The organism is Citrobacter sp. Cf088 (genome assembly GCF_030334295.1).
Taxonomy (GTDB): domain Bacteria; phylum Pseudomonadota; class Gammaproteobacteria; order Enterobacterales; family Enterobacteriaceae; genus Citrobacter; species Citrobacter freundii.
Window position 1 is genome coordinate 60,987 of the sequence record NZ_JAOWEE010000055.1, and the last position, 18,518, is coordinate 79,504.

Annotated in this window: 19 protein-coding genes; 17 read left to right on the forward strand and 2 right to left on the reverse strand. The window is 41.8% G+C overall.

Features of this window, described 5'->3' with window-relative positions; translation table 11 throughout:
- Positions 1-5: 5 nt before the first annotated feature.
- Entirely contained in the window at positions 6-995 is a 990-nt protein-coding gene (tdcB, locus tag OGV71_RS19950) for a bifunctional threonine ammonia-lyase/L-serine ammonia-lyase TdcB (RefSeq protein ID WP_003024877.1), read from the reverse strand.
- 98 nt (positions 996-1,093) lie between these two features.
- Positions 1,094-2,032, reverse strand: coding sequence for a transcriptional regulator TdcA (tdcA, locus tag OGV71_RS19955; protein ID WP_003024882.1), 939 nt, complete (start codon positions 2,030-2,032; stop codon positions 1,094-1,096).
- A 1,145-nt stretch (positions 2,033-3,177) separates the two neighbouring features.
- On the opposite strand from tdcA, the gene OGV71_RS19960 reads away from it, so the two are divergent.
- The 17 genes from OGV71_RS19960 to OGV71_RS20040 all read left to right on the forward strand — a co-directional run bounded on the left by OGV71_RS19960 (position 3,178) and on the right by OGV71_RS20040 (position 18,222).
- The gene (locus tag OGV71_RS19960; protein WP_286533910.1) at positions 3,178-3,687 is read left to right on the forward strand and encodes a redoxin family protein; all 510 of its coding nucleotides are present in this window, start codon (positions 3,178-3,180) and stop codon (positions 3,685-3,687) included.
- A 395-nt stretch (positions 3,688-4,082) separates the two neighbouring features.
- On the forward strand, positions 4,083-4,994 hold the full coding sequence (locus tag OGV71_RS19965; protein ID WP_213749839.1) for a helix-turn-helix domain-containing protein: 912 nt from the start codon (positions 4,083-4,085) through the stop codon (positions 4,992-4,994).
- A 489-nt stretch (positions 4,995-5,483) separates the two neighbouring features.
- The gene (locus tag OGV71_RS19970) at positions 5,484-6,026 is read left to right on the forward strand and encodes a fimbrial protein (protein WP_060854949.1); all 543 of its coding nucleotides are present in this window, start codon (positions 5,484-5,486) and stop codon (positions 6,024-6,026) included.
- Positions 6,027-6,102: 76 nt separating this feature from the next.
- The gene (gene pefC / locus OGV71_RS19975; RefSeq protein ID WP_286533913.1) at positions 6,103-8,466 is read left to right on the forward strand and encodes a PefC/AfrB family outer membrane usher protein; all 2,364 of its coding nucleotides are present in this window, start codon (positions 6,103-6,105) and stop codon (positions 8,464-8,466) included.
- Entirely contained in the window at positions 8,450-9,142 is a 693-nt protein-coding gene (locus OGV71_RS19980; RefSeq protein WP_003842067.1) for a fimbrial chaperone, read from the forward strand. The genes pefC and OGV71_RS19980 overlap by 17 nt, the downstream gene beginning before the upstream one ends.
- Positions 9,143-10,213 (forward strand): hypothetical protein, encoded by a 1,071-nt coding sequence (locus OGV71_RS19985; RefSeq protein ID WP_286533915.1) that lies wholly within the window; start codon positions 9,143-9,145, stop codon positions 10,211-10,213.
- 14 nt (positions 10,214-10,227) lie between these two features.
- Positions 10,228-10,761, forward strand: a complete 534-nt coding sequence (locus tag OGV71_RS19990; RefSeq protein ID WP_213749836.1) for a fimbrial protein — start codon at positions 10,228-10,230, stop codon at positions 10,759-10,761.
- 9 nt (positions 10,762-10,770) lie between these two features.
- Positions 10,771-11,250: a fimbrial protein gene (locus OGV71_RS19995; RefSeq protein WP_003842063.1), complete on the forward strand. Its 480-nt coding sequence runs from the start codon at positions 10,771-10,773 to the stop codon at positions 11,248-11,250.
- Positions 11,251-11,264: 14 nt separating this feature from the next.
- Entirely contained in the window at positions 11,265-11,786 is a 522-nt protein-coding gene (locus tag OGV71_RS20000; protein WP_003842060.1) for a fimbrial protein, read from the forward strand.
- 8 nt (positions 11,787-11,794) lie between these two features.
- Positions 11,795-12,289 carry a spore coat protein U domain-containing protein gene (locus OGV71_RS20005; RefSeq protein WP_286533919.1) on the forward strand — a complete coding sequence of 165 codons (495 nt, stop codon included), beginning with the start codon at positions 11,795-11,797 and terminating at the stop codon, positions 12,287-12,289.
- A gap of 27 nt (positions 12,290-12,316) precedes the next feature.
- Positions 12,317-12,805, forward strand: coding sequence for a fimbrial protein (locus tag OGV71_RS20010; protein ID WP_003842057.1), 489 nt, complete (start codon positions 12,317-12,319; stop codon positions 12,803-12,805).
- On the forward strand, positions 12,798-13,352 hold the full coding sequence (locus OGV71_RS20015; RefSeq protein WP_213749834.1) for a type 1 fimbrial protein: 555 nt from the start codon (positions 12,798-12,800) through the stop codon (positions 13,350-13,352). Before OGV71_RS20010 ends, OGV71_RS20015 begins: the two co-directional genes overlap by 8 nt.
- Before the next feature lie 26 nt (positions 13,353-13,378).
- Positions 13,379-13,699, forward strand: a complete 321-nt coding sequence (locus OGV71_RS20020; RefSeq protein WP_003842056.1) for a hypothetical protein — start codon at positions 13,379-13,381, stop codon at positions 13,697-13,699.
- A 64-nt stretch (positions 13,700-13,763) separates the two neighbouring features.
- A complete protein-coding gene (locus OGV71_RS20025; RefSeq protein WP_286533922.1) occupies positions 13,764-14,903 on the forward strand; it encodes a polysaccharide export protein in 1,140 nt (379 codons plus the stop codon).
- Positions 14,891-15,337, forward strand: coding sequence for an arsenate reductase/protein-tyrosine-phosphatase family protein (locus OGV71_RS20030; RefSeq protein ID WP_286533925.1), 447 nt, complete (start codon positions 14,891-14,893; stop codon positions 15,335-15,337). The genes OGV71_RS20025 and OGV71_RS20030 overlap by 13 nt, the downstream gene beginning before the upstream one ends.
- Positions 15,338-15,351: 14 nt before the next feature.
- Positions 15,352-17,508: a polysaccharide biosynthesis tyrosine autokinase gene (locus tag OGV71_RS20035; RefSeq protein ID WP_374115215.1), complete on the forward strand. Its 2,157-nt coding sequence runs from the start codon at positions 15,352-15,354 to the stop codon at positions 17,506-17,508.
- Positions 17,509-17,592: 84 nt separating this feature from the next.
- Positions 17,593-18,222, forward strand: a complete 630-nt coding sequence (locus OGV71_RS20040; protein WP_286533929.1) for a DsbA family protein — start codon at positions 17,593-17,595, stop codon at positions 18,220-18,222.
- Positions 18,223-18,518: the final 296 nt, after the last annotated feature.

Below are 18,518 nucleotides of genomic sequence, written 5' to 3' on the forward strand. Positions count from 1 at the left end.
GTATATTAAGCGTCAACTAAACCAGTAATTTGAGATACACGAGAAAGGTCGATATTACCGCCAGAAATAATGCTGACTGTTTTTCTGTTCTGGATATAGCTATCTAATTTCCCGCTTAATAATGCTGCGCATGCCAGCGCACCGGCACCTTCAGTTACAACTTTATTTCGCTGAATTAATGCCACCATGCTGTTGCGAATTTCATCTTCGCTGACCAGGACAATGTCATCCACCAACTCACGAACGATTTCATACGTTAAAGTACCCGGGCGAGAGACGTCACAACCATCTGCCAGGGTGCCGGTCGTTCGGTGCGTGGTTATTTCTCCAGCGTGGAAAGAAGCCGCCATGCCGTGAACGTTTTCAGACTGCACGCCAATAATTTTAATGGTCGGGTTAATAGATTTAATTGCCACCGCAATACCCGCAATCAGTCCACCACCGCCAATTGGCACAATCACGTTATCGACATCGTACAGATCTTCCAGAATTTCCAGACCAATAGTGCCCTGACCAGCAATAACTTTCGGGTCATCATATGGTGGAATAAAGATACGGCCTTCCGTTTCCACAATCTCGCTAACCTTAGCGATGGTGTCGTTGAAGTTGTCGCCATGCAGCACAACTTCCGCGGAATAATCGCAGGTTGCCGCTACTTTAGACTTCGGTGCGCCTTTCGGCATCACCACTTTGCCGTCGATACCGAGCATAGCGCAGGAGAGAGAAACCCCTTGCGCATGGTTACCTGCAGAGCAAGCCACCACGCCCTTCATTCTTTCGGCTTCTGTTAAGGAACTGAGCTTGTTAAAAGCGCCACGGATTTTAAATGAACCGGTACGCTGCATGTTTTCAAACTTGAGGAAAATTTCCCCTTTGCAACGTTCACTAAAATAGTTAGAGCGAGGCATTCCCGTTTTATAAATTTTCCCCGCCAGTCTTTTTTTCGCTTCGAGGATATCTTCAATTGCAACTGGGAGATCGTATGTAATGTGCATTAGAACCTCTTACTAGGGTATTAAAGTAAATAGATAGCCGTGACCATTGTCAGATATAGACAGATGGCGTTTATTTTTTGTTAAAACAATTTCAATCTTTAATCAATTTCAATTAATTGCCTTCGTCTCCGACAATTATATGATGAATACTCTTTGGCTAATTCCACCAAAATAGATGCTGCTTTTTTAATTCGATAATTTTTCGACCACACGGCGGCATAACGCGCGACGGGTAAAGTTTCTTGTACCGGGATAGTAATAAACTGGTTTGAGCCAAACGGTGTGGTCATATCGCAGGGAATTACTGTTAAGAAATCAGCATTGAGAACAAGATTATAAATGGTGACGACGGAGTCAGTATTAACGATGTTTTCACTGCTGATGCCATTATTCTGTAACGTGGTAAGAAGTTCGCTGTAGTACCCCATATTCGTTTGTGGCAACACCCACTGTTCGTTTTTCAACGCGCTCAGCGAGGTGATGCCGGTGCATGTTCGGGACTTGCTGGCAACCAGGATAAAGTCTGACTCAAAGAGCGGCTCCACATGCAGATCGTGCAATTTCATCTCATCGCTCAGCGTACCGATGGCAAAATCCAGACGCCCGTCACGGATTGCCGGTAAGAACGAGGAGAGCTGAGCTTCATACATAGAAACCTGTGCTTTCGGGAATACCTCTTTGAATTTTTTAATCATGCCGGACATGATGGTGAAGGCAATCAGTGAAGGAAAACCAAACGACACATCAACGACCGCATTGCTCGTCATGCTGTTCATCTCATCAACCATGTTTTTCATTTCACGGGTAATTGATTCAGACCATGAGAGCATCACCTGACCTGCCTGAGTCAATGTCACACCAGTATTTTTACGCACAACTAACTCAATACCAAAATAAGCCTCAACATCGTTGATGATTTTACTGACAGCGGGTTGAGTTAAACCTAATTCTTTTGCAGCTGAGCCGATAGAACCGCTTCTAATGACTTCCTGAAAGACCACTAAGTGCTGTGTTTTAGGGAGTGTAATAGTATTCATATCGACCTGCGTTAATTACTTTGTTGACGGCAGGAAGTGTATCAAATTAAGCAAACAAGGATATGTGCTACCCCTCACAAATCCCCTTGACTTACATTTTGTAAGACTATTATGAGAATTGAAATCCTTTATTAATCAGATAGATATTAAATACCAATCTCACTTTACCCTGACTTTAATCAAAAAAAGATGGGGGGATAACGATTTTTTATGGCTATAACATCGCCATTTTATCTGTTATTTCTAAAAACCAGGAAAGGCTATATTTCAATCAATTACAGCGCAATTATCGGGCAGAATGACACTTAAATTTAATGAGTAATTTATCAAATATAATTATATTTTACCGTTTGTGGTGATTAAATAACGCCATGCATCACATTTTTTCGCCATATTTGTTTGTAAAGAAACATTGCGTTTATTAAAATTCAATCTATATAATACAAATAATTATCATATGCAACATCATATTAACACTAATTTTGTACACTTTATTAGCGCGTAATTTTGTGATGGCGATCGATTGCGTTCGATTATTCTCGATAAAAACGTATCGCGCAGCGTTTTGTGCTAGTCATCACAAAACCAGAAATCTCTTTTAGAGACCTATATACCATTTGTATCCAAATCGTCTCAATTATCATCTTCCGGCAGTAGTTACTCAAAAAAGAAAGCTACCAGGAAATGAGTGCGGAATAGAGTCACGAGAAAATTTCCATGTCAGTTAACATGCGCACCTGACGACGCTAACGGTGATGGAGGGGTATGGCTAATTGGCGAGTGTTTCTTTACGGCAACAGAGGGTTCCCCCCATCGGATAATCGTTAGTCCCTCGCCCCTTTACTGATACTCGCAAGAAGACAAAGTTTGCTCAAGTCAATGCTTTTTAAAGTCATTTTCTTTACATGGATAAAATACCTCTATAGGGGGATATACATTCTAATTTTTAAGTGTTCTAAAAATTCATTTCACACATTTCCTTTTTAGCTAAGTTTTTGAAATTCGCATCTGCTATTATTTATTTAGGGAGACAACTGAATAATAAAATATTGAATATGATTTATTCAGCAAATGATTCATCCCTATCAGTTGCTATGCCGATTTTAGCGGTTATCCGCATTTATATTTTATAAGGATTAAGATTAATGAAACTTGTCAAATCAATTAACAATATTCACTTAGGAAAGGATTTCAAATTAAAGTTTGGTGAAAACGATCTGACACTGGATCAAGGTTTCATGTCCGTAGGCGGTAAACTGCCAGCAGCACACGATCTGGTGACTCCAGAACTGGATGTTTTTAAATTACCGAAAGGTGTTAGGAAGATTATTTACACCGTACCATCACTAGATACACCAGTTTGTGAAACCCAAATAAAACAACTCAGTGAGTCTCTAACTCATGAGGATATTAGTACTACAAAATATTATGTCATTAGCATCGATACTCCATTTGCTCAAAGTCGATTTATCAAAGAGAACAATATCAGTCCGAAAATCCAATTTGTCTCGGATTATGCAAACCATCGCTTTATGATTGAAACAGGATTGCGGATTATTGAATTAAATCTTTTCGCCCGCTCAGTGATTGAGTGTGATGAAACCGATACAGTTCTGAACGTCACAATCCCTGTCGACATCACCCATATCCCTTAAGTTATTTGCGTACTCCTGGTTGTACAACGCCCGACGACGCATCATAAGACGGTTGAATTCATTTTGAATTTCAGGTTCAACGATATTACCGGGCCTGATCGGGCGTTTTTTAATCGCATGTATCTTTTTTACTCTGTATGCATGGCTTCCATCACTCATAAAATCCCCTCACACCATTCAGAAGATATCTTTCGTTGATCGTGCTTTTTTATGACAACTGAGATGGCCATAACTCAAATATTGAGGTTTTAGTTAATGCAATACTACAGCACCAACTCTGCATATTAATATCAGCTGTAATTTTTTCACTATCAGACCAACCCTCTCAAATAACCATAGAAAAAATCATTACTTGATAATATGTATATTAACCACATAAAAACAAAGGTGCTGCAATGCAAAATTCGATGAACCAAAGAAAATGTTCAGACATGGTCAATTGTAAACAACAAAGTGTGAGTAATAGTAACTATTATCAATCAACCGAAGGCGTAGTTTTAAATCATCTCTACGTTGCCAATACAACACTCATCAAATTAAGCAAGGGAGAACTCACCATTAACTCCAGCAATAATGATATGCTGAAATGCACTGGAGAAAGCCTTATTCTTATCGAGAAAAACCAAACAATTAACATAAAGTGCAGTGATATCGATAATCATTTAGAATTCAAACTAATCGATATTTCATATGAGTTAATGAGTAAAATGTACTCATTGCTGATCACCGGTAACAAACTGGAATATATGTCAGGCGCGCACAAAAGCATAAGCTCGCGCATGCTTTGTTCACCGTTGCGTCCAGGGATGAATGAAGCCTTTGACAATGTTTTTGGCTGCCTGCAAAAATCAGAGCGCAGTGAGTGTGGGCATTGCACACGCTGTGACACCGGAACTGAAGGTTCACCGCTGGATTTTACGTTAATGTTTCTGCTTTCGGCCTTTACCGTTCACGAGGACGGTATTGGCATACTAACTCGTACGGTTAAATCAAGCCTGAGAGAAAAAGTATATAATATGGTGAAAAATGCTCCATCCAAATCATGGAGCCTGGACGATGTTGCAGCCAGGCTGTATATGAGCCGTTCCACACTAAAACGTAAACTTGCGATAGAACAAACATCCTTCAGCGAGATCTATCTCGATGCCAGGATGTGTATGGCTGCAAGGCTACTACGTACAGGCGATTATAATATTACTCAGGTTTCGGTAATGTGTGGATACAACCATACGTCTTATTTTATCACCACATTCAAGAAATACTTCCAGATGACCCCTTATACTTTTATGAGTCTGGTAAACCACTGAAAGTACGCTTCACTATCAATACAATGGCAAACGTTAATCTAGTAGAATTGTCTTCATCAAGACCCTTGACCTTTCCATTCCTACAGTAACTAAGCACCCTCATCATAGCCAGAACCCCGTTAATAATTATACTTTAGCGGGACGAGGGCATTCGCCACCTTCTCCTTCATTATTGGCTCCAGACCAACTAAACAGGCAATAGATAAATCGACGCACTTTCATGTCGATGCTCATTACCCTATCAACTACAGATTCTCACATTTTCTATTTGTCAATCTGGTAAGCCTTATAAGCTAAGGAGGTTAATATCTTCAGTGCTCATACTATTAAAAATAACATACCAGAATGAAACGCAAAATATTACACATTTAGCCCAATCCTCTGTTGAGCCATTGTCATTCACCATTCAAAAGATAATATGACCACATCCCTTAAGTGCGCTGATTAGCACTTACAGGTAATCACAAAAAGTTAATCCCTGGAGTTAAAATGAAAAAACTATTTATTCTTGGAGCACTGGCTTCGGCGGTAGCATTCTCTTCTGTCGCATCAGCAAACAGCGGTACAATTAATTTTACCGGTACGATTACCTCTGCAACCTGTACGGTAAGTCCGGTTGTGGGAGGTGGTGTAGCAAGCTCAATCGATTTGGGAACACCGGGCACGGATTTAACCGCAGCCAAAACCGTCCAATTTTCACTGACGCCAGCAGGCCCTTCTGCCGCCGACTGTCTGGCTAAAACCGCTGCTGACGTGAGCTGGAGCGCACCAAACATGGATGCAGCAGGACTGGGTAACAGCGGCGGTTCGGCAACCGGCGTATCCCTGCAGCTAAAAGCCAAGAATGCCGCTACAGCTGACGAACTGGTGACCGACACCAACCGTACTATTGCATATGCAGGTACTGGCACCCCAGCCACACCTTTGACAACGTTTGACTATGAAGCTCAGTTGGTTAAAACGGTTAAAAGCGGTACGGTCAAGGCCGGTAGTTTTGCCACTTCAGCATCCTATACCGTAGCCTATAAATAATCGTATTACCCTCATGCGCCTTTGGGCTGCATAAAATATGCAGCCCGTTTATTTTACAGTTGAAATAATATATAACATGCTTAAAAATAAAATATTATTGCTACTGATTTGCTCTGCATTACAGCCTGTATTTACTGTAATGGCAGATGACGAATTTAACATGAGTTTTATTCGTGGTGGTGCACAGGATGAATTACCAGAAGTCTTTGATAAAAACGTTAACTTTGTTCCTGGTGAATATCTGGTTGACGTTGAGGTTAATGGCGAAAAGGTCGGTAGCGGTTTTATTACCGTTACCGACAGCGAAAAGCAAGCTCTTTGCCTGGCAAACGAATGGTTAAGCGAACAAGGCGTTTTTATCAAGGAGGACTTTTATGCACAGGAATTCGACGCAACCCGAAAGTGTTATGTATTAAGCAATAATAAAACAACAAAAGTTGAGCTGGATAATAGTACACAAACGCTGAAATTACGTATTCCTCAGGCAGCCTTGTTGTCTGGTGAACGTAGTCAACGCCCTTGGGATTATGGCAATTCCGGATTTCAATTAGCATACAACGCGAACACCAGTAAAAGCTCAGGGCAACAGCGTACTAACTATCTGGGTGTGAATGGTAATGCGAACATTGGCAAATGGGTGCTTTCATTTACCGCAAATGCCACCGATGAAAGTGGTTTTAACACCAGCGATCTACGTTTAACCCGTGCGCTGGAATCCATTAAGGCCGATCTAAGCATTGGGCAGGCACAGAGTACCTATAGCCCGTTAATGAATGGTTTTGGTTTTCGCGGGATTCAGTTGACCTCGAATGCGAACATGTCGTCATGGTTAAGCAGAACCTATGCACCTAAATTGCAGGGAATTGCAACCAGTAATGCCAGGGTGACCGTAGAGCAAAATGGGCGCGTATTAGAATCTATTGTTGTCCCCCCGGGGCCGTTTGAAATTAACAATCTGGGCGCAATCAATAGCGGGGATCTGATTATGACCATTACGGAGGAAAATGGCAGTAAAAGAACAGAACATTTTCCTGTAACCATAATGGGTAACCTCCTGCGCCCCGGTGCCATGGATTATGGTTTGGCCGTGGGTAAAAAAATGGCGGGCAATAATAAAAGTTCCGCCGATGGTACCTTCGGGCTGGGCAGCCTGGATTACGGCTTCAACTATGCAACGTTTAACTCAGCATTGTTGTTGAGTCAGAACTATCAAAACATGGGCATTGGTAGCACCCATTCGCTCGGATGGTTTGGCGCATTATCGACCAGTTTGAACCTGTCAAAAGCCAGGTTTAAACAGAAAGATGAACAGAAAGGGTATAGCGCTTCCGTTAAGTATGCTCGCTCACTAACCGATACGACAGATTTACAGTTAATCGGCTACCGGTTTACGGACCGCGGATATGTCGAGTATGCCAATTATGATTACCTGAGCTACAGCACGGATGAGTTTAAGTCAAAAAATCGCTATGAGGCGATCCTGGCTCACCGTATACCGGAACAAAATATTTATCTCAGTATGAACGGATGGATGCAGCAATATTGGGATAAGCCACAGGAGAGTGGAGTGAATTTTATGCTCAGCAAGTCATTTAGCCGCTTTTCGGCCTCGCTGAGTGGAAGCTACAGTAAGAGAGGGGAGAATGGCGGAGAATATATGACCAGCCTCTCCTTTAACATCCCGTTCAGTGCATTCGATGTGATGCATTATAGTAATACCTCGATGACCTATACCCGTGAAGGCGGAATGAGTTATATGGCGGGTAGCTCTGCAAATCTTAACGATCGACTGAGTTACAACGTTAGTATGAATCGAGACAATAACGGAAATAATATTTCGTTATCCACTGGCTATGCTTCGGATTATGCCCAATTAAACAGCATGTATTCGAAAGGTTCTACCAGCCAAAACCTGAGCTTGCAGATGAGCGGATCAGTACTGGGGGTTTATGGTGGTGGGCTGATGTTATCACAGAATAGTAATGGTACGCTGGCAGTGATTGACATGGATGGAATTAGTGGTGCGGTAATTAATGGCGGCCTTCCGACAGACAGCAACGGGAGAGCGGTGATCTCTCTGGCGAGTTATTCACCGAACTCTATTAATATCGATGTCGATAAGTTGCCAACAGATATTGAAATACAGGGCAATGTGATTAATGTTATACCAACCGAGAAAGCTATTATCTACAGGAAGATAAAGTATCGTCGTGTTCATCACTATATATTACGCATTTTTAGTAAAAATAAGTACGTCATTCCTATGGGAACAATTGCAAAGGATGATGCAGGCAAGGAAGTGGGTTTTGTCAGTAATGGTGGCGTATTGTTACTTAACGTTGATAGTAAAGTAAAAAATATCACACTCGATCAGTGTGTCATTAATTTAGAAAAATTGAGTCCAACCAAGAGAACAATTCAAGATGTTTACTGTAAATAACAAAATCAAAGCTTTTATTGCTGTTGCCATGCTATCTGTAAGCCTGAGCAGTAATGCCGCGTTTAGCCTTAATGGGACTCGCTATGTTTATGAAGGTGGGAAAAAAAGCCTGTCCGTAATGGTCTCTAATGAAAGCGAGCAAAAATATGCCGGACAGGTATGGATTGATAATGACAACGAAAAAGATAAAGACGTTTACTTCACAACCAGTCCAACATTTTTTAAAGTAGACCCGAAAAGCAGACAGACGATCAGGATTCTGGATATCAACCCTAATCTGCCGCAAGATCGTGAGACGTTAACTTGGCTTAATGTACAGGAGATCCCACCGGCCCCTAAATCAGGTGGAAATGTTCTGGCTATTGCGTTGAACACTCGCGTTAAGTTGATTTATCGCCCACAAACGCTGGTCGATGGACGTAAAGAAGCAGAAAAGCAGGTCAGGCTGTTAAAGACTGATGGAAAATATTTTCTTGAAAACCCCACTCCCTACTATTTTGCTATTACCGGGATAAAAGTGAATGGTAATGAGGTAAAGCTCACTAAAAATGAAGGGGCACAGCTAGCCAAATTTGCGCCGTTTAGCAAAGTACAGATCAGCAACTCATTAACCGGAAATGTGTCGGTGAACGCGATTGATGATTACGGCGCAAATAATCAATATCAGGTTAAGTAAATGAGAAAAATATATTTTTGGGTTTTCTTGCTATCAATACTAGCAGCACCTTCAGCATATGCAGGGTGTTTTGCGGCGGGCAATGCAGCTTACTATTGGGGATCGCCTTCTAGCAAAATAGAGGTTTCTTACTCGCAAAGCACCCTCACGACAGAGACTGCTGCGGGTACAAGGATAGGAACAATGAAGGTAACCTTTAGCTGCCCATATTATGTCGGACCAAATTCCTGGCAAATTGATCAGTACTTAGGAGGTTCCGCAGGATATATATATGTACCACTTCCAGAATTTAACTTTATCAATAATAATAGATTAGAGCATAACAGTGGATGGATATATTTAGCGCCAGAAGGAATAGCATCTTCTAAAGCTAAATTCTTTGATAGAAATGGTAACTCTTGGAATTTCCCAAATATTTTCTTAGGATTTTCAGATGCTCTGGGTGGAAACCCAAGAAACAATACTGGTCCGACATTTACTTATGGCATATATACCAACAGAAGTATTGGAGGTAATGTCGCATCCAATAGTAAAATTATATCAATGATGACTTCAGCTACCGGAAACCAAATAACCTACAGATCAGGCGGGCTTATCCCAGGTAATAGATCCGTAACACCTACAGTAACAAATAATAGTGTTACGCTGAATTATACAAATACAGTAACATGCTCTATCACAAGTAATACAAACAACCTGAATTTAGGAGTGGTTAATATTCATGGTGATTTAAACACACCATTGGCGACTATTGTTTTGACGATGAAATGTGGCTTGGGGCCTAGTGGTGGGAATATGACATCAAATTATCCATCATTCATTATTGCAGGGTCTGCCAGAATGAATTCAGTCACACCAAAAAATGCCACTAGTGAGTGGCTGGCAGCATCAAATAGTGTTGGTCTTCGCTTAGGGAATGGATGGGGGCTACGATTTAGAACAGGGGATGCTGTAAATATCAATAGCTTAAATAAGATCTCAATACCTGTTTATCCGTATAAATACGGTTCGACTCAAGGAAATAGTGTTGACTGGAATGGCGCTGTGAGCTTTGAAATTGCCTATAACTAAACGGAGATACTGTAATGCGCGTAATACTTGTTTTACTATCTTTACTATGCATCATCACCATCGAGGCATCCGCTAAAGTAACAAGTACTACGGTTGCTCTCTCGGTTAAATTCCGAGAATTTACATGCAATATAGCCTCCAGCAGAGGGAATAATTTAAGCTTTGGTGATGTTAATATTACAACCTTAACACTTACTGAAGGACCGGAAATCGAAGCCGATTTGACGTTAACGTGTCGTCTTGATAGCGCCACGCCAGAGTTAACCGGGAATAACGCAGTCACAGCTTTGCAATCGGCGAATTTGCGTTTCACCTCCCCCGTAAGTACCGGGGGGTCAGGAGGCGCTTTTTTAGATGCCGGGCATAATGTTGCGATCCTTCCCTTTTTCAATAATTCCCGGATGCAGTTTAACTCCGATTATAATTTAAAAGCATTGAGTGGTTCGGGTTATAAATTAAAATTTAAACTTGTTAAAAAAAGTAGCAGTGGAACGATATCTTCAGGTTCGGTATCCGTCGTACTTAACGCTGAGCTGACTTATACATAGAGTGCAAATATGACAAGAGTATTCCTGTTTACACTGCTGCTATGCGGTCATAGCGTCTCGGCCAAGACCAGCACATTAAGCATAACCGTAGGGGCAAGCCTAATTATTCCGACCTGTACATTAACTGCCCCTGCGGTGATTAATTTTGGGGATATTAACAGAAATGATTTTTTAAATGGTAATCCAGATTTACGAATCAGGAATTTTGATATTACCGCATCTTGCCACAATGCTTCACGGGTCGAGTTAATGTTTATTCCACGAAATGGCATAGTAAGCGGTAGAAATGATGCAGCATTAACCAGTAACGCCAGTGTAATGTATACAGTTTCATTGACAGCCCTGGGGGTTAATAATGTTAACTTTAACAGTAATATAGTTTGGCCATCACCAGGGACGACATCTGTCAGGATGCTCTTGGGTGCAAATGGTGCGATAACCAAAGGGGTTTTTAACACCTCAATGACAATTCAGTTAACTTATATCTAATATAAGGATGAAATATGAAAAAAGTAATTCCGGTCGTTTTTCTGCTGGGTATATCTCCTTATTCTTATGCCAAAACGGCGGATACAACTGTCGCAATTAAAGCCAGCGTAACAGGCGCTACCTGTAATATTGTACCAACGCCTACTGAAATTAACTTTAATACCCTGACCGCAGGAGATATCGGCAATAACAGAATTGCCGCCAAAGAGGTAAGTCTTGCCCTGGACTGTGACTGGATTGCTAAAAATGTAAAAGTGACATTTACCCCTACGGAAGGTACCGTTACCGGCAACACCAGCGTAATGCGCTCGGGTAAAACGGGTTTAGGATTCAAGCTCCAATTTGCTAATACTGCGGGAGGTACATTAACTGATACCCCCTTTGGCGTAGAGCAAACCTGGGCAAGTACGACGACAACAGCATCACCTTACAATTTAGGTGGTAAAATTGCGCTTAAACCATTCTATATCAGCGGCGAGGATATCGCAGCCGGTAATGTTGATACCAACCTGGCCATTAGTGTTCAGTATGATTAAGGAAGAATATGAAAAGAATAGGAATGATAATTTCCCTTTTTTCATCCTCTGTATTTGCATCTACGGCAACGGTAAATGTCCCTGTGAAAGGTACCATAACGTCTACCACCTGTACCTTCACAGCAGACTCAGAGGTTAATTTTGGTTCTATTACCGCATTAAATGTTAATAACAATACCGTTCCAGAGAAAGATATTAATATGACGGTAAACTGTGACTGGACGGCAACCAATATTAAACTTACTTTTATTCCAGGTGCAATCGTGACGGGTGATCCGAAAATAATGAAATCCGGATTAGCGGGTGTTGGATTTAAATTGCCTACTATGGGTAGCATTAGCAATTTATCATTTAATACTGAACATATCTGGTCTTCCGTGGGGATCCCAAACGGCGGTCAACGCTCGATGCCGGTCAAAATTAAACCGGTAAAAATACCTTCAGAGGATATTGCTGCTGGTAATATTGATACGACTTTAATCATACGCCTGTCTTACGATTAGTGATAACCCTGGCAAGGAATTTAAGCAATGCCATTCAGAGTATATTTCTTTGTTGCATTTTTTTTTGCTTGTCTCGCTAACGCACAGCAAACGGATACAGTTGTTAATATAAATGGTGCAATTACCGAAGCTACCTGTTCCATTAGTATCTCTTCTGAGGTTAATTTTGGCTCTGTTTCTGCACATGATCTACTTGCTGGAAAGGTAGAAAAGTCAATTAAATTCACACGTAACTGTGATTTGGCCGAGGCAAATACTAAGATGAGGTTTGTTCCCGCACAAGGGATCGTATCAGGTCAAACAAATTTCGGGAAATCAATAATGAAATCAGGGCTGAATGGTATTGGTATTGGTGTAATGAAAATGGGGTTGTATGGTGCCCTAAATTTTAATGAGGATTATCCTTATCATGAAAAAACTATTGACCTTAAATTCAAGTTATTACCAATAACGGCTGAACAGATGGCAGCTGGAAATATTGATACGTCTGTTATTTTAAGGCTGAGTTATGATTAAACAGGTGCTGTTACTATGCTCGATAATTTTATTGTCATCACTATGCTCATCAACTGCGATCGCTGGTAACAGCACATCCAGTATCGGGGTAAAAATGAAAATCACCCATGCTAATTGTACTGTTAATGGCGGAAAAGGTATTTCTGGAGCATATAACTTGCCGCTAATGAACGAAAGCGGTAACGTCACTGATCGCGTTAGCGCTACTGATGTACCGCTCATTATCGACTGCAGCAAAGGCGTCAAGCCCAGCGCACTCACGATTTCTTTTACTGCCGCGACCCCTGGTTTTCAGAATGCAGCGAAAGGTTTGGTGAATACCACAATGGCAAACATTGCTCTCCTTACCCGTTGGAAACGTAATGGTGCAAGCGTGATTGATTTGTCCACTGCTACAGATATATTGTCAGTTAAAGATGCTGAGATTCAACCCAGCATATATGATAGCTCGTTTAAAGTATATCCAACTGTTATCAATACTGCTTCTGCATCATTAACTCCGGGCCGCTACCAGGCTGATTTGACAATTAACATCACCTATTACTAAACATTGTTCTGTTTACGGGGAACTAAATGCAAATGTCATTTCATAGCAATGATTCAATTGACAGTTATATCCATAAAATGGACAAACTATTAAATAAAGAAATCAACAAGGAATGGCGAGTCATTGAATCAGTGTGTGTTGATGAGGGAGAATATCTTCTTATCCTTGAAAGTAACATGCAAAAAATCATGGCGCGGGTATTATCAACTCACGCACCTAATCCCATGGATATTTTATCACCAACATCGAGGAAACTATATACTATTAACAACATTAGCCAGCAGATGCTCAGATTTATTAGTGCAATAGAGTTAAATTATAATGAATGGTGCACATTAACGCGATGACTAATTATATATTATTAGGCTATGAATTTTAACGAAAGTCTGAAACCGTTCGACTTGAGATAATATGAACAGACAACATTTTATGTGCCCTATTATTTTTGGCACAATGATACTGCTTTCCGGATGTACGATATTGCCAGGACAAGGGCTCCCTGTTCAGGGGAAAAATGGCACTGGTTTGCCGCACAATCGTGATGCACTGAATGACAGGATCAATATTATTATGCTGACTCCCGGACTTGTCGACACACTGCGTCCGGCTAATATCGTTTCTCGTCCAAACCCTCAATTAGAAAAACAGTTGCTGTCTTATAACTATCGTATCGGTGTGGGTGATGTCTTAATGGTTACCGTCTGGGATCATCCGGAGCTGACTACGCCAGCGGGCCAATATCGTAGTGCCAGTGATACTGGCAACTGGGTCAGTGCTGACGGCACTATTTTTTATCCTTACGTCGGGCGCCTGCATGTGGCAGGTAAAACCTTAAATGAAGTTCGCGACGCCATATCTACCCGCCTGAATGCATTTATCGAGAACCCACAGGTAGATGTCAGTATTGCCGCCTTCCGCTCACAGAAAATATACGTTACAGGCGAAGTGATGCGTTCAGGTGTGCTACCTGTTACCAATATTCCACTTACGGTAATGGATGCAGTCAACGCTGCAGGTGGTCTGACTGCAGACGCCGACTGGCGAAATGTCACTCTCACCCATAATGGACAGAAATCTCACCTTTCTTTATATGCACTATTACAGCGCGGTGATCTGACGCAAAACCGTCTGCTTCATCCTGGTGACATTTTATTTATACCCCGTAATGATGATTTGAAAGTTTTTGTCATGGGTGAGGTCGGCAGACAAGCCACCCTCAAAATGGACAGAAGTGGAATGACGCTGGCAGAAGCGCTGGGAAATGCCGAAGGTATGAAGCAAGAGAGCTCAGATGCAACCGGTATTTTCGTGATTCGGGCGTTGAAAGGAAAGCCCGATGGCAAAATAGCCAACATTTATCAACTGGATGCTCAGGATGCTTCCGCAATGGTACTCAGTACCGAATTCCAGTTGGAACCATACGATATCGTCTACGTAACGACAGCGCCTCTGGCACGCTGGAATCGGGTTATATCACAGTTACTGCCCACCATTGTTGGTGTGCGCGATTTGACTGAAACCACGCGGTATATCAGAACATGGGCCCGATAAATTTCACATCGATATTGGTGCTGTGTACTGGGAACATTTGCCGTTCGGTCATTGCAGAACGCTTACTATGCCAATTTTTGCCACCAACAATTTCTGTCACCTCTGCCGGGATCCATGCCCATCATGGGCATCCGGCGGAAAACATGAGCGCGGCAGTGGCGTTCGAACATGGCGTGTCACTGAGCGGACACATCGCGAGAAATGTCACCCTGGAAATGCTACGTGACTCCGGGCTTATCCTGGCGATGGAACCAAAGCATATTACGTTTGTTACATCAATGGCGCCAGAAGCCAGAGGCAAAACATTATTATTCAGCTATTGGTCCAGTAAACAAGCAATCCCCGACCCTTATCGAAAAAGTCATGATGTTTATGAGTATGTGTTTCAACAACTGGAACTGGGTGCACAAAGATGGGCCCAACATCTGGTGTAAAAAAGGACAGTTTAATCTTGAATGAGAATTCGAAATATCCGCGCACTTCCTCGGCGGAAAAAGAATTGGATCTTATCCAGCTACTGCATATTTTATTTTTGCAATGGAAAATAATCCTCTGCATAACCATCGCCTTTACCCTGGCTGCATCACTATACACTTTTTTATCTCCCACAGTGTATCAAGCAGATGCCCTAATTCAGGTTGAGCAAAAGCAAAATCAGGCATTTTTGAACCGCTTGAAGAATATTTTACCAACCGACACATCTGCTGTATCAGCTGAAATTGAGTTGCTTAAATCACGAATGATTCTGGGAAAAACAGTTGATGACCTTAATCTAAGAATACAATCGGAACAAATTTATTTTCCTGTCACAGGATACCTCTGGGCTAAGCTGAAGGGAGAATCATCAGCAGAAATTACAATACAAGATCTCAGTTTGCCGCAGACTAACGATCAAAACTCGGAGGTTATTCTTACAGTGCAAGAGAAGGGATTATTTCATCTACAAGGAACAAACTTTTCTTTAGAAGGTAAGGTTGGAGAGCGACTGAAGAAAGAGAATATCATCATTGAAGTTAGCAACATACATGCTGTCCCTGGCTCTCGATTCAAGCTCCGTAAAATAAGTAAACTGGAAGCTATTAGCAATTTGCAACTGCAAATTGACGTGTCCCAACAGGGTAAAGAGAGCGGAATGATCGCACTTCGTATCACGGGACATAACCCAAATGAAATCGCACGCATTCTCGATACGGTAATGAACAACTACGTTCAGCAGAATATCAATCGTCAGGCGGCCCGCGACGCCAACAGCCTGGCTTTTTTACAACGCCAGTTGCCGAAAGTGCAGTCTGAACTGGATGATGCTGAAAGCAAACTTAACGTTTACCGACAGCAACAGGATTCTGTTGATCTCAATTTGGAAGCAAAAACGGTACTTGAACAGATGGTGAACGTAGAGAACCAACTCAACGCGTTAACCTTCCGGGAAGCAGAGATCTCGCAACTTTATAAGAAAAGCCACCCAGCCTACCGCGCATTACTCGATAAACGCCAAACGTTGGTGCAGGAAAAGGACAAACTTAACCAGCGTATATCTGCAATGCCATCCACTCAACAAGAAGTTCTGAAGTTGAGCCGTGATGTTGAAACAGGAAGAGAGATCTATTTACAGCTTCTAAGCCGTCAGCAGGAACTCAACATCTCCCGCTCCAGCAACGTGGGGAATGTACGCATTATCGATCCCGCAGTGACCTGGCCTTCACCTGTCAAACCTAAAAAAGCATTGATTATCATGCTTGGGACGATGCTTGGTCTGATCAGTTCATCGGGTCTGGCTATTGCTCGCGTAGCCCTGCGTCGTGGGATCGAATCATCAGAAACATTAGAAAATGCGGGAGTTCATGTGCTGGCAACTGTGCCGGTGTCTAAATCTCTGGAAAAAAAATATCGGCATCAGCAAAGGTCTTCAATCGTTAACTTCTTCCGACGAGATACGTCGCCACGATTTTGTCTGGCATTTGAAGAACCAGCTGATATTTCCATAGAAGCTGTTCGCGGATTGCGTACCACACTGCATTTTATCATGAAGGAGACACCGAACAGAGTGCTGATGATTTCTGGCGCAACAATGGGATGTGGTAAAACATTTATCAGCAGCAGCCTTGCGGCTGTTATTGCTCAGTCCGGCCAGCGCGTACTTTTTATTGATGCCGATATGCGGCGTGGATACACCCATATTTTATTCAACGTTGAGAACAAAAATGGCCTCTCTGATTTTCTAAGTGGAAACACAACATTAACGGAAAGTATTCAATATTGCCTGAAAGGCCAATTCGACATACTTACCCGTGGAACATTACTTTCTAGTCCTGTGGATCTTCTGGCGAACGAGCGATTTAAGCAGCTATTGAAATGGGCAAACAATGAATATGACATGGTGATCGTCGACAGCCCTCCAGTTCTCGCGGTTGCGGATGCAATCATCGCTGGGTACGAGGCAGGAACTTGTCTGGTAGTTACGCGCGCAAATCAGGATAGCTTGCAACAGGTGAACCGATGCCTGCGAAAATTTGAGCAAAATGGAATAAACGTGAAAGGCGTTATTCTTAATGGTATCACACGGGAAGATGCAAATTACTACGCATATGAATACACCACATCTTAGTGCCGTCTCAATAGAAATATGCTGTTCGTTCTAATGCAAAATCTATTATTTTCACACATTTATACTAACGATATGAGAGCAAACATGATACAAAAAATATTATCCTTTGTTGTTCTGGCATTCTGTACCTTTAGCGTTAGCGCTTTTCCTGTAGCGGAAGGTCAACAATATTCACGAATGGGAAGACCAGTTAAAGAAGCACCTATGGTAGTCGAGTTTTTTTCGTTCTATTGTCCACCCTGCATGGCATTTTCTCGTGAATATAAAGTGAGTGAGGCCATAAACCAGGTACTACCTGAAGGGACAAAAGTTGAAAAGTACCATGTTGGCGCAATGGGTAGTCTGGGACAAAATCTGACAACAGCGTGGTCGGTTGCAATGGCATTAGGAGTAACAGATAAGGTTGAGCATCCTCTATTTATTGCCGTACAGGATAAAAAATCTTTGCGCAATGAAGAAGATATTCGCCAGGTATTTATTGACGCAGGAATTTCAGCCACAGAATACGATGCAGCAAAAGACAGTTTTGTGGTTAAAGCGCTAACACAAAAACAGATACACGCCGCCCAAAGTTTTGAGGTTCAAGGCACACCATCATTCTATGTTAATGGTAAATACATTTTAAATAACAATGGGACAGGAGAAACGTCTCCAGGTAAGTATGGCGCTACCGTTGCTCAAATCGTGAAGGCTTTGCTTTTGGGCAAAGAATAGTGATAACAAAAGATACGACAGATTTGCAATTCTATGTTGTATCTTTTTGCTAACCCTGATCAATCTGCAACAAAACTGTATTAGTCGAAAGAGAAAAATTCATGTCCACACCGAAGCTATAATATTATAGCTCTTATGACTAATTCTATAGCTCAAACTTAACCCCCCTTAATTTTGCATGTATTATAATAACCATCAAATCTCGAATTTATATTAATCAATCATCAATTAACAATGAATAAATTAGCAGGCGAGCTCATGGCTGTATTATTTATATCACACTTTACATTGCGTAA